This window comes from Mucilaginibacter sediminis, from assembly GCF_051903035.1.
Classification (GTDB): domain Bacteria; phylum Bacteroidota; class Bacteroidia; order Sphingobacteriales; family Sphingobacteriaceae; genus Mucilaginibacter.
Genome location: NZ_CP170602.1, coordinates 3,878,222 through 3,901,829, shown reverse-complemented (window position 1 = coordinate 3,901,829; position 23,608 = coordinate 3,878,222). Strand labels below are relative to the sequence as shown.

Below are 23,608 nucleotides of genomic sequence, written 5' to 3'. Positions count from 1 at the left end.
GCATGATTAATAAAGTAATAGGTGTTATTAGATAATTTTATGAAATTAACGAAAATCAGGTTACTTTCAATTGCGCCAAATCTTTTTTAATCCGGTTTTTCTCACTTACAGTTTTGGCCAGGTTTAACGCGGTTTGTAAATGAGCTATGGCAGATGTGTTATCTGCATCTTTATACAAATGGCCCAATAACACGTGGTACAGGTGGTTATCGTTCAGCTTTAATTTTTCGGCTTCAATAATGGCATCCTGTTTGCCACGGGCTTTGTACAGGGCATAGGTGCGGTTGAGCGCGGCAGCGGGCGAATAGGCAATTTGCAGCAGGCGGTTGTATAACTGCAGGATGCTTTCCCATTTATCTATAGTATCCTCCTTTACGGTATGCCAGTAGGCAATGGCAGCTTCCAGGTGGTATTTGTTTACCTGGCTGCCTTTGGAGGCCAGTTCCAGGTAGTATTTTCCTTTATCTATCAGCTCATCAACCCAAAGGCGGGTATCCTGATCGTCATACCGCACCATTTCGCCATGTTCATCGGTACGGGCATCAAAACGCGAGGAATGGAAACACATCAGCGCCATCAGGGCATAAGTTTCGGGCAGGTTGGTTAGTTCATTTTCAATAAGCAGGTAGGTGAGGCGCATGGCCTCTAAACAAAGGTCTTTGCGTAAAGGTGCATCCTGGCTGGTAGAGTAATAGCCTTCGTTAAACAATAAATACAGGGTAGTTAAAACCGCCTGCAGCCTTTTGCTTATTTGGGAAGTGGCCGGGAATTCAATCTTCACTTTTTCTTCCCGTAATTTTTCCTTCGCCCTGAACAGGCGTTTATTGATGGTGGCTTTGTTGGATAAAAAAGCGTCGGCAATTTCATCAATCCCAAACCCGCAAAGAATTCTTAATGCCAGGCTCACCTGTGCCTCGGCAGGTAATACCGGCTGGCAAATGGCAAACATCAGCTGTAGCTGGCTGTCATTAATGTGTTTGTCCGACAGGTCTATTTCAAACTCAGCATAATCCGGCTGTGCCGACTGCAGGATGGGGGTGACTTTTTGGTCGAAGATCTTATTGCGCTTTAAATAATCTTTGGCCCTGTTGCGGGCAACAGCGTAAAGCCAGGCTACCGGATTTTCGGGCAGGCCCTTAAGCCCCCAGGTTTCGGCGGCGCTTAAAAAAGTTTCACTGGCTATATCTTCGGCAATTTCGGGATGCTCAAAACCAAAGTGCTTGTATAGCACCGATACTATTTTACGGTACTCGGTACGGAATAAATGCGGCAGCAGTTCGGTATTGTTCATGGCAAGCATAATGCCACCTCCCGCATGCAGGAGGTGGCAGCATAAAATTACATATTCATGGGTACAATCTGGCGCACCTCAACATTACCACCAACCAGCAAAATTGGGCAGCCTTTTGAAATTTCGGTAGCCTCTTCCAAAGTATCGCACTTGATGATGGAGTAGCCGCCTATTAATTCTTTAATTTCAACATAAGGGCCGTTGGTAACTATCCCATCTGGCCTTATTACAGATCCTGTGCCGTTATACAGGCGGTTGCCATTGGTAACCAGCTTGTTTTGTGCGGCAACACCGCCCAGCCAGTCCATCCATAATTTCATGGTTGCCTGCATTTGCTCTGGCGACCGTGACTCTGTAGCGTTTTCCTCAACTTGTCTGAAGATCAATAAAAATTCGTTCATGATGATTTAAATTTTGGTGATTAAAGCTATAAGACGATCAGGTTTTGCCGGATAGGACAACGGTCCGAAAAATATTTATATATTTCAATTACCGGTTCAAGATACGCCAAATTTGCAATCGAAAAATAAATGTAGCATTTTAAAAAATCCAGTATCTAAATAATCGAAACAAAACAAGTGCATGTCGTTCGAAGAAATTTACGATACCTATTACAGCAAAATCTTCCGTGTATGCATGGGGTATATGAATGATCACGACCGTGCCCGCGATGTTACGCAGGATACATTTATTACCGTTTGGCAAAAGCTCGATCAGTTTCGTAACGAATCGGCCATAGGTACGTGGATTTTCCGTATCGCATCCAACCATTGCCTGCGGCAGCTGGAAAAACAAAATCGGATGCCACCAGGCGAGATGCCGGCCGAACTGGAAGATAAAGCGCCACCCGATACCGAAGGCCAGGTGCAGCTGCTGTATAAATGCATAGCCCAACTGCCCGAGATTGACCGCATCATCATTTCGCTGGAACTGGAAGAAGTAAAGCAAGCCGAAATAGCCTGTATTACAGGACTCTCTGAAACCAACATCAGGGTAAAGGTTTACAGGATTAAAGAAAAACTATCTCAAAAATTTAAAAAATATGAGCCGCAGTATTGATTTTAAAGCCCTTTGGCAACAGCAGCCCGCCGGCAATAAGCCCGATATTAACGCGGTGATAAAAAAAGCGATTGATTTAAAACGTAAAACAAAAAACAAGTTAATATGGGCCAACCTGGTATTAATGGCAACTGCCATTTTTGTAATTGTAATATGGGCCAATTTGAGTACGCGGGTATTTACAACCACCGCAGGTATTATCCTGATTGTATGTTCGATAGTTGCTTTTGTGGCGGTAAGCAGCGGTTTGCATATGGGGCTGTTTAAAAGCCATCCCGAAGCTGATACTTTTACTTACCTGAACGAATTGATTTCGATACAAAAAAAACAGCAGTTCATCCAAACCAAAGTAATGAGCTTATACTTTGTGTTTTTGAGCTTTGGCCTGTTTTTGTACATGATGGAGTTTGAAGATAGGATGAGCGTTTTATGGGCAAGTATTACTTTTTTATGCTCTTTTGGCTGGATGGCCTTTGCTTATTTTTATTTAGGCCGAAGGCAGTTTAAAAAACAACAGGCCGAAATGAGCGGCGCTATCGAAAAATTGCAGGCTATAAATAAGCAATTGGAGGCATCTAAAGAAACGGAGTAAGTTGTTCGCGCTTAAATCTCTTGTCGTCCTTTTCGCTTTTTGTACTAATTTTGCCGCTGCAAATTATCGCCCGCTATGATCCAGGTTTTCCGGTCTTTTAATCCTTTGAATGTTTTGTGGCTGGTGGTTGTGCTGTTTATCACCCGGCTTGGCTATATCATTCATGTACCCGACAAACTGGAATTTGTATTTGTTGAGCCGTTTGCACGCCTGCTGGTACCTGTTGCTTACGAATATGCACTATCGCCCGGGTTGAATATATTGATTGCCGGCGTGTTGATACTGATACAGGCAATGCTGCTTAACTATTTAATAAACCACTATAATTTATTAAGCAAGCCCTCTTTTTTGCCTGCATTGATGTATGTAACGCTTTCGGGCCTGTTTTCGCCTTTTTTAATATTAAGCGCGCCGCTGATATGTAATTTTTTGCTGATATGGATGCTATTTAAGCTATTTAGCCTGTACAAAGGAGATAATGCCAAATCAATATCCTATGATGCAGGTATGATAGTTGCCCTTGGCTCGCTTATTTACTTCCCGTTTATTTATTTGTTTTTGGCTATTTGGATAGCGCTCATATTATTTAAACCCTTTAACTGGCGCGATTGGGTATCGGGCATTTTAGGGTATGTCACCATCTTTTTCTTTTTAGCGGTGTTTTACTATCTGAATGATAAGATTACTGTTTTTTATAATATCTGGTTGCCACTGGGTAAAAAATTTCCTGATCATATCAGCATCAACTCCTATAATTACCTGCTGCTGATACCCGTTTTGATGATATTGGTACTTTGCATTTTTAAATTGCAGCAAAATTTCTTTAAAAGTTACGTGCAAACCCGTAAATCTTTCCAGCTGTTATTTTTTATTTTTTTGATTGCAGGATTTTCATTTTATGTAAGTGCTTCTTTTCACATTAATCATTTTTTGTTGTGTATAGCACCCGCCGCAGTGTTTTTTGCCTATTATTTTTTATACGCAACCAAAAAATGGTTTTACGAAAGCTTGTTTTTATTGCTGTTAATCAGCATTATCTACTTTCAGTTTAACAAATTTTAACTTTTACATTCGTCCAAATTTCAGCGGTTATATTAGTTTTGTAGCGTGAAACTATTATTGGCTGCTGTTTAAACAAACAACCAGGCGATTGTAGTATCATAAAAACTTACACAAAAAAACAAATCAGATGAAATTTGGCGTAGTTATATTCCCGGGCTCTAACTGTGATGAAGACATTATATATGTATTAGAAAAAATAATGGGCCAGCAGGTTGTAAGGTTATGGCACAAAGACCATGACCTGCAAGGTGTAGACTTTGTTGTTTTACCCGGCGGTTTCTCCTTTGGCGATTATCTTCGTTCAGGTGCTATCTCCCGTTTTTCGCCAATTATGCAGGAAGTTATCCAGTTTGCTGCAAAAGGCGGTTACGTAATGGGTATTTGTAACGGTTTCCAGATATTAGCCGAAGCCGGTTTGCTGGATGGCGCTTTGCTGCATAACGAAAATCGTAAATTCATTTGCCGCAACATTTATCTTAAACCGCAAACAACCCAATCGTTGCTTACTGTTGGTTTAGAGCAGAACCAGGCATACAAAATTCCTATTGCCCACGGCGAGGGTAACTTTTTTGCCAGTGCCGACGTGATAAAACGCTTAAATGATAACGACCAGGTAATGTTCCGTTATTGCGATGAAGCCGGTAATATTACGGCTGACGCCAACCCTAACGGATCATTGGAAAATATTGCCGGTATCACCAATGCTGCCCGCAACGTATTTGGTTTAATGCCTCACCCTGAACGGGCTGCTGACGCGTTGTTGGCTAACGAAGACGGACTGGCTATTTTCGAATCAATACTATCAGTAGTTAGGGCCTGATGACCAGCCTGGTTATCGATATTGGTAACACATTTACAAAGATTGCCGTATTTGAGCTGGACGAGTTGCTTGCGGTTGAACAATTTGAAGATGTGCCCATGACCAGGCCGGATGAACTGATCAGTGAGTATAAAGTTGACATGGGAATTGTATCGTCGGTAAAAAAAAATGTAGAGCCCTGGCAAAAAAGCTTAACATCGAAAATACCGTTGGTTACATTTAACAACACCATGACCAGTGGAATACAAAACCACTACCTAACCCCCGAAACACTTGGTACTGATAGAATGGCTGCCGTTATAGGGGCAAGCCATATATACCCCGGGCAAAATAGCCTGGTAATAGCAGGCGGCACCTGCATAACCTACGACTATGTTGATGCCAACCGGAATTATTTTGGAGGCAGCATATCACCGGGTTTAAATATGCGTTATAAGGCAGTAAACTATTATACCGCCGGTTTGCCGCTAATAAATGCCGATGCAGGGTTTACGCCAGGCTACGGAAACAATACCGAAACCGCCATACGTTCGGGGGTGCAAAACGGTATAAAATATGAGTTAACAGGGTTTATTGAAAGCTATAAAGCCATTGATAACCAACTAAATATTGTGCTAAGTGGGGGCGACAGTATTTTTTTTGATACGCTGTTAAAAAACAGCATCTTTGCCCCCTACATAAAAATTGAACCTTATTTGGTTTTAAAAGGATTAAACGCAGCTATACAAAAGCATAATGATTAAATATACCAGGTTTCTTTTAACACTTCTATTTTCTGCAGTAATTGTATTTGCAGCAAACGCGCAATCTACCACCAGCTCTCCATATTCAAGGTTCGGTTTGGGCGATATTAGCCCACAGTCAACAGCCCAAAGCCTTGGTACAGGTGGTATTGGCGTTGCAACCAACAGGATTAGCTTGTTTAATAACATCAACTTCCTTAACCCGGCATCATACGCGGCTATTAATTTAACTACTATTGATATTGGTATCTACAGTAACTTTTCTTCCCTGAGCCAAACCGGGCAAACCAGCCAGAGCAATAAAAATTTCAGGTTAAGCCACATCGCTTTCGGTATTCCTGTTAGTAAGCATTCGGCATTGAGTTTTGGCTTGTTGCCTTACAGCGAACGTGGCTACAACTATAAAAAGTCGGTTAGCAGCCTTGGTACATCTTCGCCGGCAGATACCAATACTACCAACTATGCCTATAATGGCGATGGCGGCTTATCAAAAGCATACATCGGCTACGGCTTTACAGTAGCCAAGCACTTATTAATAGGTGGTAATGTGTCTTATATATTTGGTAATCTTAAAGATAATACCACCACCGAAACACCCGACCTGGCCGGCTTTTTAAATACCAAAATTGAACAAACCAATGCTATCGGCGGTTTAAATTACGATTACGGCCTGCAATATTCCATTGATCTTTCCCAAACAAAGCACGTTATTTTGGGTTACTCGGCATCGGCAGGGTCAAAGCTTAATTCACAGTCCAGCTTTATTGTAAGCCATTACACCAATGATGCCAATGGCAACCCTAACATTGCGGTTGATAGCGTTATAAACAAACAAGGCTCATCAGTAAAGCTGAAACTTCCTCAAATAAACAGGTTCGGGATATCGTTCCAAAATGATGGCAAGTTTTTAGTTGGCGCCGATTATTCAATGGGGCAGTGGTCAAACTACAGCATTGATGGTCAAAACCAGGGTTTGGTAAACAGTCGCACCATTAATGTTGGCGCGCAAATTACCCCAAACATTGGTACCATCCGCAACTACCTGGCCACTGTTGATTACCGTATTGGGGGTATTTATGATGAAACCTACATGGTTGTAAATAATACCCGTATTAAAAGGGTGGCTGTTACCGCCGGTTTTGGCTTGCCATTACGCCCTAACAACGGTAGTTTTTACAAAATCAACTTCTCGGCCGAGGTTGGTAAAAGAGGTACGCTGGCTAATGGCCTGGTTAAAGAAAACTATGTTAACCTGCACTTAGGCTTTACGCTTAACGACAGGTGGTTTACCAAATATAAATTTGATTAATAACATGATGTACCACGGGGCAAAATATGTAAAAGGCTTAGGCCTGCTGTTATTGCCCCTGCTTGCTTTTTCCATATCATCCTGCGAAAATGACCTGAACAAGGTTAAAGAGATTGCATCTAACGAAGTAGGGATAGTAGTTGAACCAACAACCGGGGTTGATTTGATTATGAGCGACTCGGCAAAAGTAAAGCTGCACTTGTTAGCCCCGCTTATGTTGCAGTACCAAACAAAAGATCCTTATAAGGTAATGCCCAAAGGTGTAAAGGTTATACTTTACGATAAGCAAACCCAGCAGGAATCGGGCAATATTGTTGCAGATACAGGCATTTCCCGCGATAGCAAAAAGCTGATAGAGTTTCATAAAAATGTGGTGGCAACCAATGCCAAGGGCGAAACCTATAAATCTGACGAGCTTTACTGGGACCAGACTACAAAAAAAGTTTATTCGCACAAACCTGTCGAGGTAACTATGAACGGCGGCAACGTAATGAACGGTGATAGTTTTGAAAGCGACGACGCTTTCCTGCATCCAACCTTACAAAATAGCAAAGGCATATTTCATGTGGACGAAAAAGTGACACAATAATGTTGTTTTTTTCAGGAAAATTTTGTGTTATAGAATTTTACTAAAAATTGTATCTTGCGCCCTCTTTTAAAAGAATATAATAATTACAGAAGTATATGGGTATAATGGGTTTCTTGCGCGAACGGATGGGAAAAATCCTGGCAATCTTTATTGGGGTTGCACTTTTTGCATTCATCGTGAGCGAGGTAGTAAGATCAGGTGGGTCTTTTTTTAGAGACGACCGCAACGAACTTGCCGAAGTAAACGGCGAAAAGGTTCAATTAGATGAGTTTAATAAAAGGCTCGACCAAAACACAAATCAGTTTAGGCAACAATCAGGGCAGAGTCTTTCGCCCCAGATATTAAACTATGTTCAGGAAACTACCTGGAACCAGGTGATAAGCGAACTGTTGCTTAATAAAGAGATTGAAAAATTGGGCTTAACAGTTGGCGACGATGAAGCTGCAGCTATGGTAACCGGTAATAACCCCGACCAGCAGATAACCCGCGTACCCCAATTTGCCGATCAGCAAACCGGGCAGTTTGATAAAAATAAACTAAACCAGTATTTAAGCTTTATATCATCATCAAAAGCCGATACTGCTTCAAAACGCCAGTGGGGGGAATTCCTGAAGCAGGTATTTGAGGCCAAACAAAAAACAAAGTACATGGCTATTGTTACCAATGGCTTGTACGTAAACTCGTTGGAAGCCAACGATGATTACCAGGCAAAAAACAAGTTGGTTAGCTTTAAATATGCTACACTTGATTACGCATCAATCCCCGATGCTAAGGTTACGTTAACTGACGCCGATTACAGTGCCTACTATGATGCCCACAAAGCTGAATTTAAAAATCAGCAGGAAACAAGATCATTTGATTACGTTGCTTTTAATGGATCACCTTCTAAAGAGGATAGCGCTGCTATTAAAGCCGACGTGAACAAACTGGTTGACAGCATTAAAGTAAGCACCAACGATTCGCTTTTTGTACAAATTAACTCTGAAACAAAAACACCGCTTGTATTCCAGAAAAAAGGTTCTTTTGAGCCTAAATTAGATACTTTAATGTTTAACGCTGCCAAAGGCTTTGTTTATGGTCCTTACGTATCAAACGGAAGCTATAAAATTGCCAAATTAAGCGATGTTAAAACCACTTTTGATTCTGTTAGGACAAGGCATATTTTGATTAACCCTCAGGCTGAAGGCGGCATCGAAAAAGCAAGGACGAAAGCCGATTCACTTAAAAAGCTAATTGAAGGCGGCAGGCCGTTTACTGATTTTGTAGCCACTTTCTCGACAGATAAAGGCAGCGCTGTTAAGGGTGGCGAAATACCTTCATTTGATGTTAATGGCTTAATGGCCGGTGGTCAGGGCCAGATAACCGCTGAATATGCAAATGCGGCTTTTAAAGCAAGCAAGGGCAGTCTGATTGTGGTTACTTCGCAGTTTGGTGTTCACCTTATCCAGGTTGAGGATCAAAAAGGATCGGTAAAAGTAATTAAAGTTGCTGTTGTTGATAAACCGATTGTTGCCAGCAGTAAAACGCAAACTGTAGCTTACAGTAAGGCCCAGGGATTTTTAGCTGCATTAACAAAAGATAATTTTGACGCCGAAGCTAAAAAAGAAGGTGTTAAAAAACTTACGGCTGATGATGTTACCGGCACCGCTGCAGGCCTGCCGGGCTTGGATAACGCCCGTGAAGTTGTAAGATGGGCCTTTAAAGCCGACAAAGGCGATCTTGCCGATAAAGTATTTACGGTTGGCGATCAATATATCATCCCTCGTTTAACTCAAATTAAGCCAAAGGGTATCTTACCGCTTGATGTTGTTAAAAAGCAAATTGAGCCTGCTGTACGTAACGAAGTAAAAGCAAAACAACTGAACGAAAAATTTGCGGCTGCCCTGAACGCATCATCATCAATTGACCAGGTAGCTCAAAAAGCGGGCACCAAAGCAGTTCCGGTTCAAAATATTGTTTTTGCTAACCCAATTATTCCGGGCCAGCAAGGGGCAGAATACAAAGTTGTGGGCTCTATCTTCGGTTCGAAACCGGGTGCGCTTTCAAAACCGGTTAACGGGCAACAAGGCGTATTTGTTTATATTGTTGATGGCTTTACCAATCCGGCGCCACTAACAAACAACTTAAGGCAAAAACAGCAAATAGCGCAAACCTTAATACAACGTGCAGACGGACAGGTATTGGATGCGTTGAAAGATAATGCTAATGTAAAAGATAACAGGGCTAAACTGTTATAATATAAATTAAAGTAATTTTACATCCGGGAGCAGCGTTAAAACTGTCTCCCGGATTTTTTTTGCCCCGGGGTTTTAAGAGTTGTTAAAAATAAAAAACTGTCATCCTGAGGTACGAAGGATCTATTTGCGAACTTTGCTATCGGTCATGCACAGCTGATAGATCATAGGTACACGATTTGCAAGGCAAAATTAAACTCAATCTACATTTTAGAGTTTTAAAATTAGGATTTAGGATTTAGAATTTAGTGCAATTAGGATTTAGAATTTAAACTTATGGATATACAGGAAAACATCGTAAACAAAGTAGCCCAAAGTGGTTTGGTTACTTTAGATCCCGCATCGTTTTATCCCGCAGGCGAACGTGTTATTTACGACATTAAAGATAACCTGTTCCATGGCCTGATGCTGCGTGAGAAAGATTTGCGCGATTTTATAAAGGAACACGATTTTACCCAATACCAGGACAAAAACGTAGGTATTACCTGCAGCGCTGACGCTATTGTACCAACCTGGGCCTACATGCTGCTGGCAAACCGGATGGCCCCTTATGCCCGTGAGGTTGTTTTTGGGAACGCGGATGTATTAGAAACGGTTTTGTTTGAAAAGGAGATAGCGAAAGCCGATCTGGAGCAATACGCTGGCCAGCGTATTGTATTAAAAGGATGTGGAGATATAGCAGTACCCGTTTCGGCCTATGTGGAGCTTACCAAAAAATTAACCCCGATAGTAAAAAGCATTATGTTTGGCGAACCATGCTCGACAGTGCCAATTTATAAGCGTAAAGATTAATATTAACTATTTGCTTTTTGATTGAATCCCCCTGATCAATAGTTTCCGGCTCAGGCAATAAAAATGGGTTTAAACCATTTATAGTATCGATTGTCATATTCATGTGCTGGTTATAAACACAAATTGGCTCAGTTAAAAAGCAAATATTAATGAAAAAAATATTCTCGTGCTCCTTGTTCTTTGTATTGTTTTACGCTTCGGGCTTTGCGCAGGAACTTGCAAAAGTTACCGGGCCTGTGTTTAAAGTAGGCGAAAAACTAAGCTACAAAATGCAATACGGTTTTTTTAAGGCAGCCGAAGCCAATATAAGGATTGAAGCCAGTGACAAAAAATTACCGGGCAACGCCTTCCATTTGATTGCCGAAGGAAAAACAGCAGGTACCTTTGATATATTTTACAAGGTGCGCAACCGCTACGATTCTTATGTAGATCAAAATACATTGTTGCCTTACTTTTACAGTGAAGACCGGCACGAAGGTAAATGGAAGCATACCGACAAGGCTACCTTTGATCAAAAAGACAATAAAGTAACCGCTAATAAAGGCGAATTTTCATATAAGGGCGATTCATATGATTTTGTATCGGCTTATTATTTTGCCCGTACTATAGATGTATCCAAACTTAAAAAAGGGGAGACATTTGACCTGCAATATTTTTTAGAGGATGGCTTTCATAAAATGAATATCACTTACGTAGGTACAGAAACTATTAAATGTGATATGGGTACTTTTAACTGTTTGAAATTTAACCCCACAATTATCCCTGGCCGTATTTTTCGTAAGGATAGTAAGTTGTACCTTTGGATAACTAATGATGGCAACAGGATACCTGTAAAGGCACATGTTGAAGTTATTTTAGGCAGTATAACAATGGAGCTTCAATCGGCAAGCGGATTGAAGTATCCGTTAAACCCCGTAATGAATTAAATTAAAATATGATAGAGGTAGGTAACGTGTTGGTGCACGAGGATGTGATAAAGGAAAACTTTGTTTGCAATTTAAACAAATGCAAAGGCGCGTGTTGCCTGGAAGGCGACTCGGGCGCTCCCCTGAATGCCGACGAACTTGATATTTTAAAAGAAATATATCCAAAAGTAAAGCCTTACCTAACCGCCAAGGGTATCAAAACCATCGAAAAGGTGGGTACTTATGTGAAAGATTTTGAAGGCGACTACACCACCCCCTGTGTAGACACCAACAAGGAGTGCGCTTATGTAATTTGGGAAAACGGAATCACTAAATGTGGCATCGAAAAAGCTTATGAAGAAGGCGCTGTTACCTGGAAAAAACCCATCTCCTGCCATTTATATCCCATCCGCATCACAGCGTACCCGGAGTTTGATGTGTTAAATTACGACCGCTGGAGCATTTGCAGCCCCGCCTGCACATTTGGCGATGAACTAAAGGTACGTGTTCACGAATTCTTAAAAGGCCCGTTAATCCGCAAATATGGTGCAGATTGGTACCAGGAATTGGAAAATGAGGTGGCCGGAAGGTAAAGGGAGCTACTGTCTGGGGTTAAACTGCTTTGCTGCTTTTAAGGCGCTGAGGTTGATTTAATTGCACTTTGCCTATGTCTTCTGTTTAAAAACCTATAATGTGTTTTAAGCGACTTATGGCTTTTGCACAAAATATTCTGTAAATTTGTTTGATACTAAAACGGAGGTCTTAATGAAACCTGAAATTACGCTGCCACCTAACGGGTTGTTCAAAACCCATAAGGCATATTCGCCCGAAGAAATACTTGCTGCAGGCGGGGCAACTGCCTTCGGTAAAAAATCAGGCAAAAACAATAAAAGTTTAATTAAGGCTCTGAAAAATGCCCCCCCGGCTGAACCCTTCACCCAACAAGAATGGGATCAAACCATGCAGCATCTAAAAGATTCTAAGTAGTGAATTTATTATTTGATACCAACATCATTTTAATTCTAATCCGCTCAAATAATTACGATGATATCATTGGCTTACTAAATCCTGATAGTGTTCCTATTTATATTTCTGTAGTTTCAGAAGCAGAGATCAAATCAATAGCAATACAAAATAACTGGGGTATCAACCGGCGTAATAAACTTAATTTGTTTTTAGATAACGTTAATATCGTTGAGATCAGCCAAATGTTTGTCAATACATACACGGAGATCGACAGTTATTCTCAATGTCGAAATCCTGCTTTTGTTGATTATCCTTTCTCTACCCATCGGAACATGGGCAAAAATGATTTATGGATCGCTTCATTAGCTGCGTTGCTTGGGTTACAACTAGTTACCACCGATGGAGATTTTGACCATTTAAACGGAGTGTTTTTTGACGTGCAAAAGTTAACACCAACATTGTAAAATAGTATTGTAAACGGGTCCGTCCTATTTTGCTTAAAGTTGAAGCTCTACGTTGACTGTCGGCATACCAAAGCCTAAAACATTCCCACCAACTCTTTCAAATGCCCTATCTGTACGGGTACATCGTCGGGCTTTGGCACATTAAAGGGGTTAAAATAAATAGCGTCCATACCAAAGTTCAAAGCGCCATAAACATCGGCTTCCAGGCTATCGCCAATCATTACGCTTTCATGCTTGGTTGCACCCGCAAGGTCTACCGCGTGTTGAAAGATAGCCTTATCGGGTTTGTTGACCCCCACATCCTCAGAGATGATGATATTTTTAAAATAGCCTGCCAGGTTGCTGCCTGCAATTTTTATCCGGGTAGAGTCTTTAAACCCGTTGGAAATCAAGTGTAGCGTATATTTTGATTGCAGGTAAGTGAGCGTTTCATGGGCGTGCGGAAACAGGTTTGTTTTTGTGGGGCACAATTGCACATAAGCGTCTTCAAAATCAACAGGCATCAGGTCGGGGTGCAGGCCAAGATCGGTAAAGGTGCGTTTAAAACGTGCATCGCGCAGCTCATCTTTAGTAATTTGTCCGGTATGGTATTGTGCCCAAAGCTGGTGGTTATTGCGCGTATAAGTTTCAATAAACAGGCCTGCGGAAGTAAGGCCGACGCGCTCAAGCTGGTGAAGGTGATAAAGTTCATGCAAAGCCTCCTCGGCATTTTTATCAAAATCCCAGATGGTATGATCAAGATCGAAAAAGATATGCTTTTTGATTTCGGATTTCGGAGGGGGAGTTTCTGATTGATTTTTCATTTGGATATTATGCATTTGCGATACGAAAGAGCAACATCCGCCAGTCAACTGCCCATCGCGCTGCAAAGGTCGTTATTAGATTGGTTGCTGTTACCTTTTTAGCATTAAAAACTGATCTGCCCTCAATATAACAGCGGCAACCCGGGCTTAAATAAGCCTTCGTTTCGCCGACTATATTTTGTCTCAAATCTAACATCTCATATCTGTTTCGGCGATATCCAAAAGTTATTATATCCCAAGCCTATTTGTATTTCTATTAGTTCCTGTTGCAGCATCTCCAATACAGCCAAAAAATTGTACACAAAATGCACCTTATTTTCCGACTCTTTGGCTAAGGCCTTAAAATCGAGCATTTTGTTGATCTTAAGCAGATCGGCAACAGCTTGCTTTTGTTTTTCGATTGTGTAAGGGTACTGAACTACGGTATGCTTTACCTCTTCGCTGCGGTTAAGATAGTTGCGCATCAGGCGTTCGTGCACCATCATCAGCTTGTATAGGCTTATTTCTGATAGCTCTTCGCCCGGAAGTACTACTTTTTCTACCTGCTCCAGGTCGTGCTTAATGTTACCGCGTTTCTCCTGTTTAAAACGCTCCTCCTCGTAAGGACGCAGTTCGTCGCACAGTTCCTTAAACTTTTTATATTCTATCAGCTTACGGATCAGGTTTTCCTTGGTATCGGTATCATCTGCGGCATTTTCGGCTTCGTAACGGGGCAACAGCATTTTGGCTTTAATGCGCATTAGCGTTGCGGCAACAAAAATAAACTCGCTGGCCAGCTCCATGTTCAGGCTGGTCATCTGGTGAATGTAGTTCAAAAAATCGTCGGCAATTTTGGCAATGGGGATATCATGGATGTCCAGTTCATCGCGCTCAATAAAAAACAGCAACAGATCAAACGGGCCTTCAAACTGGGGTAATCTTATGGCAAAGCTGTCGTCGGTCATGACTGTAAAAATAGGGAAGGAGAATCAAGAATGAAGAATCAGGAGGCAAGATTTTTTGAGTAGACAGGTAACATAAACAAAAGGCTGTTTTGCCTTGCCTCTTGATGCTTAATTCCTGACGCTTTTTTAATACAAATCGATATGCTTTATTTATAAATAATTAGTTTACTTTGTAAGTTAAATACAGATTACAAATGTCAATGCAGGTACCGGCCGGCGATTTATTATCAAAAATAAATTACCCTTCTGATTTAAAGCAACTTAACGAAGATCAACTTGAACAAGTTTGCCAGGAACTGCGCCAGTATATCGTCGATGTAGTATCGGTAAATGGTGGCCACTTTGCCGCCAGCCTGGGTGTTGTTGAGCTAACTGTTGCATTGCAATACGTTTTAAACACCCCTTATGACCAATTAGTTTGGGATGTAGGGCATCAGGCTTACGGCCATAAAATACTCACAGGACGCCGGGATGCATTTCACACCAACCGGATTTATAAAGGCATCAGCGGTTTTCCTAAACGATCTGAAAGCGAATATGACACTTTTGGTGTTGGCCACTCATCAACATCTATATCTGTAGCTTTGGGAATGGCTGTGGCATCGCATTATAAAGGCGAAACCGACAGGCAGCATGTTGCTGTTATTGGCGACGGCGCCATGACAGCAGGTATGGCTTTTGAAGCTTTGAACCATGCAGGTATCGAAAATTCCAACCTGCTGGTGATCCTGAACGACAATAACATGTCTATCGACCCTAACGTTGGCGCTTTGAAGGAATACCTTACGGATATTACTACTTCCAAGCCCTACAACCGTTTCAGGGACGACATCGCGCACGTGCTGGCCAAGCTATCGGCAATTGGCCCCGATGCGTTTAAAATTGCCCAGAAATTAGAAAAAAGCATAAAAGGTACCCTGCTTAAACGAAGCAACTTTTTTGAAGCTTTAAAGTTCAGGTATTTTGGACCGATAGACGGCCACGATGTAAACCACCTGGTGAAAGTTTTAAAAGACCTGCGCGATATTCCGGGACCCAAAATATTGCATTGCGTTACCACCAAAGGTAAGGGCTACGCCCTGGCCGAAAAAGACCAGACCAAGTGGCATGCCCCCGGTTTGTTTGATAAAATTACCGGTGAGATAAAGAAAGCTAAATACGATAAACCACAGCCACCTAAATACCAGGACGTGTTTGGCCATAGCATTATTGAACTTGCTGAGCAAAACCCTAAAATAATGGGTATTACGCCGGCAATGCCATCAGGCTGTTCATTAAACCTGATGATGAAGGCTATGCCTAACCGGGCTTTTGATGTGGGTATTGCCGAGCAACATGCCGTAACTTTTTCGGCAGGTTTGGCAACCCAGGGCCTGGTTCCGTTTTGTAATATCTACTCCAGCTTTATGCAAAGGGCGTATGACCAGGTGATACACGATGTGGCCATACAAAAACTAAATGTGGTGCTTTGCCTTGATCGCGCCGGTTTTGCAGGTGCCGATGGCCCAACCCACCACGGCGCTTATGACCTGGCCTATATGCGTTGTATTCCTAACATGACGGTATCAGCACCAATGAACGAGGAAGAACTACGTAACCTGATGTATACAGCCCAGCAGGAAAACATGGGCCCGTTTGTAATTAGGTACCCGCGCGGTAATGGTGTGATGGTTGACTGGCAACGCCCCTTCAAAGCGATACCTGTAGGTAAAGGCCGGAAAATTTGCGACGGCGAGGATGTAGCGATACTATCTATTGGGGCCATCGGGAACGAGGCTGTAAAAGCCATAGCTGCGTTAAATAACGAGGGTTACTATCCTGCTCATTACGATATGCGTTTTGTGAAACCACTTGATGAAGCGTTGTTACACGAAGTATTCAGGAAATTTGATAAGGTGATTACCGTTGAAGACGGATGCCTTGAAGGCGGGATGGGCAGTGCGATACTGGAATTCATGGCCGATAACGGTTCTCAGAAAACCCAGGTGAAACGCTTAGGTATACCCGACAGGATAGTTGAGCATGGCGAACAACCCGAACTTTGGGCCGAATGCGGTTTTGATGCCGATGGAATTGCCAGGCAGGTTAAAAGCTTAGGTGCCCAGCGCAATGCACATACAATAGCGTCGTAAAAAGTTGAAGATGTAATTAGGCCAGTCCCTAAAAGGTGGCATGGCATGATCTTTAAAACTGCAATCGAACGCTGAGCAGTTGAGCTGGCGAGTGTAAAGAGCGAAAGAAAAACTAATTTCTGAGTATAGGGAAAATATTCTGTACGCTACAACTAACTATAATTAGCTTATCAGAATTCAGGAGGTCTGGGCTTTTTCTTCGGTATACCATCAATATATTTACCTGTTTATATACAGATACCCGGGTTTTAGGAAACTGGGCATACCACACGTGCAGCTTTTTAGTTTAAAATGCCAAAGCCATGGCAATCTTATAAAAAAATTGAGGTTATATTAGCTGCGATTATATGAAAACATTTGTTATCTCATTGCTGCTGATATTTTGCCTGCAAAGTGTTTTTTCGCAAACGCAAATTCTTCCAAAATTTTTGCGTAAAATGTATTTAAACAAGGATAGCACAAAAAAAAGCAGCTTCGTAATTTTACCGGCAGTGAGTTCGGCCCCCGAAACGGGCCTCGAAGTGGGCGGTGCAGGCCTATATTCTTTTTACAGCGACTCATTAAAAAGCAACACCCGGGTATCAAGTGTTTTTGGATATGGCACCGTAACCACCAAAGGCCAAAGCCGATTAAGTTTAAATATTAGCTATTGGACGCCCGATAATGGCTACCATTATACTGCTGGCATTAGTTTCATGAACTTTCCTTTCAACTTTTATGGTATTGGTAATAATACCCGCAGCGCCGACGCGGTGCGTATTGGTCAAAAACGGACTAAGGGATACTTAAGTGTAGAAAAAAAACTGTCTGACAGGCTTTATGCGGGTATTGTAGCGGGGGGTATTCAATACAGAATCCCTCCCGAACCAAAGAATACTATTTTTTACACCGACCGGAGGGTAGAAAACCATGGCGGGGGCAGTAATATATATCTTGGCCCAAGCATCACATATGACAGCCGCAATAACAACACCTATACTACAAAAGGTATGATAATTACCAGCTCTTTTGAAATAATTAAGGGATTTGGCAATAAAGGTTATAATGGAGGCTTTTTAAATATAGAGTATTCACAGTTTTTCGCTTTGGCAAAAAAGCTGGTTTTAGGTGTAGATATACAGGAACAGAGCCTTACCGGTCGTAGTTCGCCATTTTACTGGTTGCCGGCGTTAGGGAATGACGAACTCATGCGTGGCTATTACAATGGCCGTTACCGCGACCGGAATTTGCTTGCCGGCCAAACTGAACTACGCTATCGGCTAAGTCCGCGTATTGGCCTCGTAGGTTTTGCAGGCACGGGCGAGGTATTCAACAAAAGCTTCAGCTGGGCGCAACTAAAACCTAATTATGGGGGTGGTGTACGATACTTTTTCGACATTGAAAAGGGCCTCAGCATTCGCGCTGATTATGGGGTGGGCCAGAAAAATCCTGGCGAAAAAAGGCAAAGTGGCTTTTACGCCGCATTGGGACAGGCGTTCTAATTACTTAGCTGCGGGTTTTGTTTTGCTTAATCATCGTTCGGAACGCCGGCAAACTCTCGTCGGTCGCCTTTATATGCGGCATTTCTGCTTCGGCCTGGTGGCTGTAATATTGCCTGGAAAATATAACAACGCATATGCACCTGTCTGTCTTCCATATGCCAAAGTTAAAATACCAATAGGTGGCCGTGTTTATAACAAAAAACCCGGCGTTAACCGGGTTTTTTTTAGTGTTATTTCTTTGTCCAAACGTTATTGTCAGGGTTGTAATCCGGTAAAACTTTGTCCGGGTCGTAAGTAACAGATTCAATTTCTTCTGTTGATGGATATTTAAACGTCCAGGTAGCATTGCGTTCCCAAACTTCAACAGGTAGTTTCAGCCTGTCCACTTTACCACTTTTGGTTTTTATTTCCAGGGTAACCGGCATGGCCAACTTACCAAGATTATCAATGGTGATCATAGCGCCTTTAGTAGCATCGTTATCAACATATTTTACATCGCTTACAGCAACATCCAAACGCCAGTTATTCAGGAACCAGCCTCTCCAGAACCATTGCAGGCTTTCGCCGGATGCATTTTCCATAGTGCGGAAAAAGTCATCAGGTGTTGGGTGTTTAAATGCCCAGCGTTTGATATAGGTTTGAAACGCAAAATCAAAACGCTCGGGACCTAAAATTTGCTCGCGCAGCAAAGTAAGACCAACGCCAGGCTTAAAGTATAACAGGATACCGGTATTTTTTTCTTTAAGGTTGGCAGGCTGACTTAATACGGGCTCCAACTCCGGCCTTGTTAACACCAGGGCTGTTTTATGCATATCTCCGGCCTTGCGGTTGTATTCTCCATTATTAAAATCGGCGGTTGATAAGGTGTTGATAAACGTATTAAACCCTTCGTCCATCCAGCCATATAAACGCTCGTTTGATCCTACAATCATCGGGAACCAGGTGTGGCCAAATTCATGGTCATTCACGCCCCAAAGTCCGCCTTTTTTTGCAGTGTACCCGCAGAAAACAATGCCGGGATATTCCATACCACCCACAATGCCGGCAACGGCTGTAGCAGCAGGGTAAGGGAATTCAAACCATTTTGCCGAGTTGTACTCGATAGATTTTTTCACATACTCAGTTGAGCGAGACCAGGCATCCTGTCCGTCACTTTCAACCGGGTAGGCCGAAATTGCGATAGATTTTTTACCGCTTGGCAAATCCATTTTAGCGGCATCAATAATAAACGCTGCAGACGAAGCCCATGAAGCATCGCGCGCATTCTTTATTTTAAAGCGCCAGGTAAGTGTAGCCTTACCAGCCGGGCGGGATTTAGGATCGGTAACTTCGGCAGCCGAACGGATAACTACTGTTTTTTCGCTTGTGGCAGCTTGTGCCCAGCGTTTTTGCTGCTCAGGGGTATATACTTCGGTTGGATTCAATAATTCGCCAGAAGCCACTACAATGTGGTTTGCAGGAGCAGTAATACTCAGGTCGAAATCACCATACTCCAGGTAAAACTCACCCGGGCCGGTATACGGCTGGGTATTCCATCCCATTACATCGTCATATACGCACATGCGTGGGTACCACTGGGCCACGGTATATATTTTCCCGTTTTTTGATTTTTTATCGTCCAGGTATCCCATACGGTCTGATCCGTAATTGGGCGATACAAATGAATATTCTATTTTCAGCTTTACGTTACCGCCATTAGCAGTTACCTGCTTTGGCAAAAATACCTGCATGCGGGTATCGCTAATCAGGAATTTAACATCGGTAGTGCCGCCTTTTGCGTCAACAGCTTTTACCGATTTTATTTTGTAGCCCGCATCAAATGCTTCGCCACGGCCCCAGTTACGGCTGCCGGTTGGCGGTACAATTGCCGTACCGCGCGAATCTAATTTAAACAAATTCTGATCCAGCTGCATCCATAAAAAGCTTAAGTTTTGCGGACTGTTGTTGGTATAAGTTAAAACTTCCGAACCGGTAATCAGGTTGCTTTTATCATCCAGGGTTGCGGCCAGGCTATAGTCGGCGCGGTTTTGCCAGTATTTTGCGCCCGGTTGTCCGTCGGCCGCACGAAACTCGGTGCCATTTTTAGTATAAAATGGCGGGCCAAAAGCCTCATGATAACTGTAATCAGATGCAGGTGCGGCTGCTGGAGGAGGGGTTGGTGCCTGTTGCGCGTTAACGGCAGCAATAGCCATCATAAAGGCCGTACTTAAACCGGCCATTAGTTTTAAATTCATTTCAGTCAATTTTGAGAATACAAAGCAAGTATACACAAAAAAGCTTTTTTAAACCGCCCGTAAAATGATTGTTACGTGTTTGTTAATTAGTGAATGACTGAATTAGTGAATTATTGATTTGCCTTGCAATAGGCTATCAGTCAGGTAGGTTTAATTGCCTTATTAAACCCAGGAATGAGAATTTTGCCTGATTTTTTGAATATTACCGATGATGCACCTTTCGTGCACCATTGCCTCACTATTTGCACCCGGTAATACAAAAACTTACAGCCTTAATTCCTTTTTCTCCTATTTCTTCAAAAAATGATCGGCATATACCTTTTCATCAAAGCCGAAAAACAAGAAACCGCCATCTTCAATAACGGGGCGTTTAATCATGCTCGTTTTTTGTTGTAGTAGTTGCAGGGCATCGGTATTGGTTTTTATGCTTTCTTTAACCGCCGGGTCAAGCTGTTTCCAGGTTAAGCCTTGCTTGTTCATGAATTTTTCGTATCCTGCTTTTGTGTCCCACTCCTGTAGCTTTTCGGTACTGACCCCCAGTTTTTTGAAATCCTGGAAATTGTAATCTACTTTGTTTGCTTTAAGCCAGTCGAGGGCTTTTTTTACTGTATTGCAATTGGTAATTCCGTAAACTTTCATACTGCAAAGCTATTGATTTCCGCCACCACTTTTACTGCCGCCACCCTTGGTATCATCATTATTGATACCACGCTGGTTCTTTTTAATATCGCCGTTAAGCTTGCCAAATTTATAATTAAGCCTAATGGCAAAATTACGGTAAGGGTTGGTGCCGCTGTAAGTATTGTAAAAATCATTGGAGCGGGTGTAGCCATGATAGGTACGGTATTTACTGTAGGGATTATTAGCGACCAGCGATACGGTAAACGTCTTCTTGAAAAATTCCTTCGAGGCTACGTAGGAGTTAAATATAAAGTTGCTGGATTTTCCTTGCAGCGTTACATCGCCGCTAAAGAAACCTGCGTCAAGCGCCAGCCGGTAGCCGCCATCAAATTTATAGGCAAGGTTTCCGAAAGCGCGGCCGGTATAGCCGTCATTGGTATAAAAGCTGCCGTTATAGGTGCCCTTGAGCCAAATGTGCGAAATTTCGCCATTGATACTAACTGTAAACTTTTTGGTAATATTAAAATTGGTATTCAGGTTTAAGCCAAGGGTACGATTGCTGCCTAAATTTTGATAGGTGGTATACGTAACTGTATCAATCAGGGTACTCACATTTTGGATAGAGTTATTGGAGAACGCGTAGCTTAGCCCGGCGTTGATTGATCCTTTTGAAAAATTACTGTAAGTAAGCTCAAACGTATTGTTAAGTTCGGGCCGCAACTGCGGGTTACCGGTAGTTACAAACTTAGGGTTTGAGTTGTCAATGAAAGGGTTTAACTGGTATATGCCCGGGCGCTGGATGCGTTGGGTAAATCCGAAATTGAAACTGCTTGTTTTAAAGCTGCGTTGTATGGATATTGACGGGATGAGGTTGTTGTATCCCCTGTCCAGCGGCGTACCGGTAAAATCGGCGTTTACCTGGGTATGCTCCAGGCGTAAACCGCCCTTGGCGGTCCATTTGGTAAATTTTACCTGGTACGAGTTGTAGGCGCTGTACACATCCTGGTGGTAATCAAATGTATTAGTTTGATTGGCATCAACAACATAATCTCCGCTACCGGCATCCTGGTTCTCGCGCCTGTAATCGCTAAAATTATTACGTAGGATAACTTTACCGCCGGCTTCCAGGTTCACCTTTTTAAAGGGGTAAACATAATCTAGTTGAAAGGTATGCTCTTTGTTACCAGCGTTATTATACTGCCTGAAATTTGGATTATTGATGACATCAAAATTTACCCTTTCGCTAAAGCTATTGCTATTGTATTGATTACTTGGCGAGTAGCTGTATTTATAGGAAGCGGTAAACAACTCGTCCTTTTTATTTTTGAAGCCTAACTGGTAATTAACAGAAATGTCTGTCCCCTTATCATGGTTTATCCCGTCATTTAAGCTGCGGTAAGCCTGGGCAACACTACCATCGCTTTTTATTTGTGTAGACGTCTGATCGCCTGCCTGATTAAAATTCCCTCTAAAAAGTTCAAACGAACCGGTAAGCAGGTTCAAACTATCCAACTCGTAACTTAATTCGGCATTGGCATATTTGTATTTACCTTCAAACGAGCCATCGCCGTTTTGATTCAATACCGATTGCGTAAGATTTTGTGTTTGCGAACTTTGAGTACTATTGCTAACCCGATTTTGATTACCAAAACCTGCATAGCCCGACAAGCCGAACTTGCCCTGCTTTACTGTAGCATTTAAGTTATATCCCGGCCCCCAAATGCTGTTAAAGCGCGAATTGATACTGCCATTATAGCCTTGGTCGGCATTTTTTTTGGTGATGATATTGATGATGCCCGATAAACCCTCCGCGTCGTATTTTGCCGGTGGTGTGGTAATCACTTCTATCCTTTCAATGTTGGTAGCTGGCATCGCTTTTAACACATCCGACGGATTTTTAGCCATCAGAGCTGATGCTTTTCCGTTTACCAATATCTTGTAATTGCCGCTCCCTTTTAGCTTGATCTTGTCGTCTCCATCAACCGATAGCAAAGGTACCTTACGCATCATATCCAGTGCAGATATCGCTTTACTTTCCGGGTCGGCCTGTACATCATAAGTAAGCCGGTCAACCTCCTGTTTCATTACGGGCCTTACGGCCGTAATACTCACTTCGCCCAGTTGCTTGCTGGCTGCCGACATATATATTTTGCCTGCATCAACCGTTGTACCGGCAGGTTTTATCGGAAACGTTTTAGTAGCAAAGCCAATAAATGCCACCGCCATCTGGTAGGTTTTGCCTTCGGGTGCTTTAAGCTCAAAGCTGCCATCTTCTTTTGTAAGGGTACTTTTTACCGATGCTTTTGTACCAGCATCCTGTAAAACAACGGTAACATAGCCCAAAGGCTTATTTGCCGCCGAATCAATAACAGTACCTTTAACGGTAATATTGGAAGGGGAGGGGCTTTGCGCTATCGCAAGTATAGAGAAACAACAGCAAATTACTGTTAGTACAAATTTATACATAAGGAATTTAGGTGATATGACGCAGCAAGATACCCATGTGTTGCAACATGAGACAACTATTTAACACTTTTTAACTAATTAGTTAGTTGTCAGCCGGTAAA

At 42.4% G+C, this 23,608-nt stretch carries 23 protein-coding genes; 15 read left to right on the top strand and 8 right to left on the bottom strand.

Annotated elements, in window-relative coordinates:
- Positions 1–55: 55 nt before the first annotated feature.
- Both ACFGVS_RS15910 and ACFGVS_RS15905 read right to left on the bottom strand, forming a co-directional pair.
- Positions 56–1,291 (bottom strand): RNA polymerase sigma factor, encoded by a 1,236-nt coding sequence (locus ACFGVS_RS15910; RefSeq protein WP_439694686.1) that lies wholly within the window; start codon positions 1,289–1,291, stop codon positions 56–58.
- A gap of 47 nt (positions 1,292–1,338) precedes the next feature.
- On the bottom strand, positions 1,339–1,692 hold the full coding sequence (locus ACFGVS_RS15905) for a YciI family protein (RefSeq protein ID WP_090642264.1): 354 nt from the start codon (positions 1,690–1,692) through the stop codon (positions 1,339–1,341).
- 181 nt (positions 1,693–1,873) lie between these two features.
- Here ACFGVS_RS15905 and ACFGVS_RS15900 point away from each other — a divergent pair, with 181 nt between their 5' ends.
- From ACFGVS_RS15900 to ACFGVS_RS15840, 13 genes are all read left to right on the top strand, one after another.
- Positions 1,874–2,350 carry an RNA polymerase sigma factor gene (locus tag ACFGVS_RS15900; protein ID WP_439694685.1) on the top strand — a complete coding sequence of 159 codons (477 nt, stop codon included), beginning with the start codon at positions 1,874–1,876 and terminating at the stop codon, positions 2,348–2,350.
- Entirely contained in the window at positions 2,334–2,942 is a 609-nt protein-coding gene (locus tag ACFGVS_RS15895; protein ID WP_439694684.1) for a hypothetical protein, read from the top strand. Before ACFGVS_RS15900 ends, ACFGVS_RS15895 begins: the two co-directional genes overlap by 17 nt.
- Before the next feature lie 75 nt (positions 2,943–3,017).
- The gene (locus ACFGVS_RS15890; RefSeq protein ID WP_274211533.1) at positions 3,018–4,004 is read left to right on the top strand and encodes a DUF6427 family protein; all 987 of its coding nucleotides are present in this window, start codon (positions 3,018–3,020) and stop codon (positions 4,002–4,004) included.
- 127 nt (positions 4,005–4,131) lie between these two features.
- On the top strand, positions 4,132–4,824 hold the full coding sequence (purQ, locus tag ACFGVS_RS15885) for a phosphoribosylformylglycinamidine synthase subunit PurQ (RefSeq protein ID WP_274211534.1): 693 nt from the start codon (positions 4,132–4,134) through the stop codon (positions 4,822–4,824).
- Positions 4,824–5,567, top strand: a complete 744-nt coding sequence (locus tag ACFGVS_RS15880) for a type III pantothenate kinase (protein WP_439694683.1) — start codon at positions 4,824–4,826, stop codon at positions 5,565–5,567. The genes purQ and ACFGVS_RS15880 overlap by 1 nt, the downstream gene beginning before the upstream one ends.
- Positions 5,560–6,876 carry a hypothetical protein gene (locus tag ACFGVS_RS15875; RefSeq protein WP_439694682.1) on the top strand — a complete coding sequence of 439 codons (1,317 nt, stop codon included), beginning with the start codon at positions 5,560–5,562 and terminating at the stop codon, positions 6,874–6,876. Before ACFGVS_RS15880 ends, ACFGVS_RS15875 begins: the two co-directional genes overlap by 8 nt.
- A 4-nt stretch (positions 6,877–6,880) precedes the next feature.
- Positions 6,881–7,465: an LPS export ABC transporter periplasmic protein LptC gene (lptC, locus tag ACFGVS_RS15870; RefSeq protein ID WP_439694681.1), complete on the top strand. Its 585-nt coding sequence runs from the start codon at positions 6,881–6,883 to the stop codon at positions 7,463–7,465.
- Between the two features lie 95 nt (positions 7,466–7,560).
- The gene (locus tag ACFGVS_RS15865) at positions 7,561–9,702 is read left to right on the top strand and encodes a SurA N-terminal domain-containing protein (protein WP_439694680.1); all 2,142 of its coding nucleotides are present in this window, start codon (positions 7,561–7,563) and stop codon (positions 9,700–9,702) included.
- 273 nt (positions 9,703–9,975) lie between these two features.
- The gene (locus tag ACFGVS_RS15860) at positions 9,976–10,491 is read left to right on the top strand and encodes a DUF2480 family protein (protein ID WP_090642291.1); all 516 of its coding nucleotides are present in this window, start codon (positions 9,976–9,978) and stop codon (positions 10,489–10,491) included.
- 149 nt (positions 10,492–10,640) lie between these two features.
- Positions 10,641–11,417 (top strand): DUF3108 domain-containing protein, encoded by a 777-nt coding sequence (locus ACFGVS_RS15855; RefSeq protein ID WP_274211539.1) that lies wholly within the window; start codon positions 10,641–10,643, stop codon positions 11,415–11,417.
- A gap of 8 nt (positions 11,418–11,425) precedes the next feature.
- Positions 11,426–11,989 (top strand): DUF3109 family protein, encoded by a 564-nt coding sequence (locus ACFGVS_RS15850; RefSeq protein WP_090642297.1) that lies wholly within the window; start codon positions 11,426–11,428, stop codon positions 11,987–11,989.
- Positions 11,990–12,134: 145 nt separating this feature from the next.
- Positions 12,135–12,383 (top strand): hypothetical protein, encoded by a 249-nt coding sequence (locus tag ACFGVS_RS15845; protein WP_274211540.1) that lies wholly within the window; start codon positions 12,135–12,137, stop codon positions 12,381–12,383.
- On the top strand, positions 12,383–12,826 hold the full coding sequence (locus tag ACFGVS_RS15840) for a type II toxin-antitoxin system VapC family toxin (protein WP_274211541.1): 444 nt from the start codon (positions 12,383–12,385) through the stop codon (positions 12,824–12,826). The genes ACFGVS_RS15845 and ACFGVS_RS15840 overlap by 1 nt, the downstream gene beginning before the upstream one ends.
- A 74-nt stretch (positions 12,827–12,900) precedes the next feature.
- Here the strand turns inward: ACFGVS_RS15840 and ACFGVS_RS15835 are convergent, their stop codons facing one another.
- Both ACFGVS_RS15835 and ACFGVS_RS15830 read right to left on the bottom strand, forming a co-directional pair.
- Positions 12,901–13,629: a YjjG family noncanonical pyrimidine nucleotidase gene (locus ACFGVS_RS15835; RefSeq protein ID WP_274211542.1), complete on the bottom strand. Its 729-nt coding sequence runs from the start codon at positions 13,627–13,629 to the stop codon at positions 12,901–12,903.
- Positions 13,630–13,826: 197 nt separating this feature from the next.
- Positions 13,827–14,573 (bottom strand): segregation and condensation protein A, encoded by a 747-nt coding sequence (locus tag ACFGVS_RS15830; protein ID WP_090642309.1) that lies wholly within the window; start codon positions 14,571–14,573, stop codon positions 13,827–13,829.
- 200 nt (positions 14,574–14,773) lie between these two features.
- Here ACFGVS_RS15830 and dxs point away from each other — a divergent pair, with 200 nt between their 5' ends.
- Both dxs and ACFGVS_RS15820 read left to right on the top strand, forming a co-directional pair.
- Positions 14,774–16,705: a 1-deoxy-D-xylulose-5-phosphate synthase gene (dxs, locus tag ACFGVS_RS15825; protein WP_439699251.1), complete on the top strand. Its 1,932-nt coding sequence runs from the start codon at positions 14,774–14,776 to the stop codon at positions 16,703–16,705.
- A 347-nt stretch (positions 16,706–17,052) separates the two neighbouring features.
- The gene (locus ACFGVS_RS15820) at positions 17,053–18,186 is read left to right on the top strand and encodes a BamA/TamA family outer membrane protein (protein WP_439694679.1); all 1,134 of its coding nucleotides are present in this window, start codon (positions 17,053–17,055) and stop codon (positions 18,184–18,186) included.
- A gap of 26 nt (positions 18,187–18,212) precedes the next feature.
- Here the strand turns inward: ACFGVS_RS15820 and ACFGVS_RS15815 are convergent, their stop codons facing one another.
- The 4 genes from ACFGVS_RS15815 to ACFGVS_RS15800 form a co-directional block, all read right to left on the bottom strand.
- On the bottom strand, positions 18,213–18,341 hold the full coding sequence (locus ACFGVS_RS15815) for a hypothetical protein (protein WP_439694678.1): 129 nt from the start codon (positions 18,339–18,341) through the stop codon (positions 18,213–18,215).
- A gap of 75 nt (positions 18,342–18,416) precedes the next feature.
- Entirely contained in the window at positions 18,417–20,420 is a 2,004-nt protein-coding gene (locus ACFGVS_RS15810; protein WP_439694677.1) for a M1 family metallopeptidase, read from the bottom strand.
- Positions 20,421–20,708: 288 nt separating this feature from the next.
- Complete coding sequence (locus tag ACFGVS_RS15805; protein WP_439694676.1) at positions 20,709–21,059, bottom strand: Spx/MgsR family RNA polymerase-binding regulatory protein; 351 nt, start codon at positions 21,057–21,059, stop codon at positions 20,709–20,711.
- A gap of 9 nt (positions 21,060–21,068) precedes the next feature.
- A complete protein-coding gene (locus tag ACFGVS_RS15800) occupies positions 21,069–23,507 on the bottom strand; it encodes a TonB-dependent receptor domain-containing protein (protein ID WP_439694675.1) in 2,439 nt (812 codons plus the stop codon).
- Between the last annotated feature and the right edge of the window lie 101 nt (positions 23,508–23,608).

Excerpts from the sequence above, each read along its gene's own strand:
- ACFGVS_RS15910 (WP_439694686.1), bottom strand. The coding sequence starts at position 1,291 with ATGAACAATACCGAACTGCTGCCGCATTTATTCCGTACCGAGTACCGT.
- ACFGVS_RS15905 (WP_090642264.1), bottom strand. The coding sequence starts at position 1,692 with ATGAACGAATTTTTATTGATCTTCAGACAAGTTGAGGAAAACGCTACA.
- ACFGVS_RS15900 (WP_439694685.1), top strand. The coding sequence starts at position 1,874 with ATGTCGTTCGAAGAAATTTACGATACCTATTACAGCAAAATCTTCCGT.
- ACFGVS_RS15895 (WP_439694684.1), top strand. The coding sequence starts at position 2,334 with ATGAGCCGCAGTATTGATTTTAAAGCCCTTTGGCAACAGCAGCCCGCC.
- ACFGVS_RS15890 (WP_274211533.1), top strand. The coding sequence starts at position 3,018 with ATGATCCAGGTTTTCCGGTCTTTTAATCCTTTGAATGTTTTGTGGCTG.
- purQ (WP_274211534.1), top strand. The coding sequence starts at position 4,132 with ATGAAATTTGGCGTAGTTATATTCCCGGGCTCTAACTGTGATGAAGAC.
- ACFGVS_RS15880 (WP_439694683.1), top strand. The coding sequence starts at position 4,824 with ATGACCAGCCTGGTTATCGATATTGGTAACACATTTACAAAGATTGCC.
- ACFGVS_RS15875 (WP_439694682.1), top strand. The coding sequence starts at position 5,560 with ATGATTAAATATACCAGGTTTCTTTTAACACTTCTATTTTCTGCAGTA.
- lptC (WP_439694681.1), top strand. The coding sequence starts at position 6,881 with ATGATGTACCACGGGGCAAAATATGTAAAAGGCTTAGGCCTGCTGTTA.
- ACFGVS_RS15865 (WP_439694680.1), top strand. The coding sequence starts at position 7,561 with ATGGGTATAATGGGTTTCTTGCGCGAACGGATGGGAAAAATCCTGGCA.
- ACFGVS_RS15860 (WP_090642291.1), top strand. The coding sequence starts at position 9,976 with ATGGATATACAGGAAAACATCGTAAACAAAGTAGCCCAAAGTGGTTTG.
- ACFGVS_RS15855 (WP_274211539.1), top strand. The coding sequence starts at position 10,641 with ATGAAAAAAATATTCTCGTGCTCCTTGTTCTTTGTATTGTTTTACGCT.
- ACFGVS_RS15850 (WP_090642297.1), top strand. The coding sequence starts at position 11,426 with ATGATAGAGGTAGGTAACGTGTTGGTGCACGAGGATGTGATAAAGGAA.
- ACFGVS_RS15835 (WP_274211542.1), bottom strand. The coding sequence starts at position 13,629 with ATGAAAAATCAATCAGAAACTCCCCCTCCGAAATCCGAAATCAAAAAG.
- ACFGVS_RS15830 (WP_090642309.1), bottom strand. The coding sequence starts at position 14,573 with ATGACCGACGACAGCTTTGCCATAAGATTACCCCAGTTTGAAGGCCCG.
- dxs (WP_439699251.1), top strand. The coding sequence starts at position 14,774 with ATGCAGGTACCGGCCGGCGATTTATTATCAAAAATAAATTACCCTTCT.
- ACFGVS_RS15820 (WP_439694679.1), top strand. The coding sequence starts at position 17,053 with ATGAAAACATTTGTTATCTCATTGCTGCTGATATTTTGCCTGCAAAGT.
- ACFGVS_RS15815 (WP_439694678.1), bottom strand. The coding sequence starts at position 18,341 with ATGGAAGACAGACAGGTGCATATGCGTTGTTATATTTTCCAGGCAATA.
- ACFGVS_RS15810 (WP_439694677.1), bottom strand. The coding sequence starts at position 20,420 with ATGAATTTAAAACTAATGGCCGGTTTAAGTACGGCCTTTATGATGGCT.
- ACFGVS_RS15805 (WP_439694676.1), bottom strand. The coding sequence starts at position 21,059 with ATGAAAGTTTACGGAATTACCAATTGCAATACAGTAAAAAAAGCCCTC.
- ACFGVS_RS15800 (WP_439694675.1), bottom strand. The coding sequence starts at position 23,507 with ATGTATAAATTTGTACTAACAGTAATTTGCTGTTGTTTCTCTATACTT.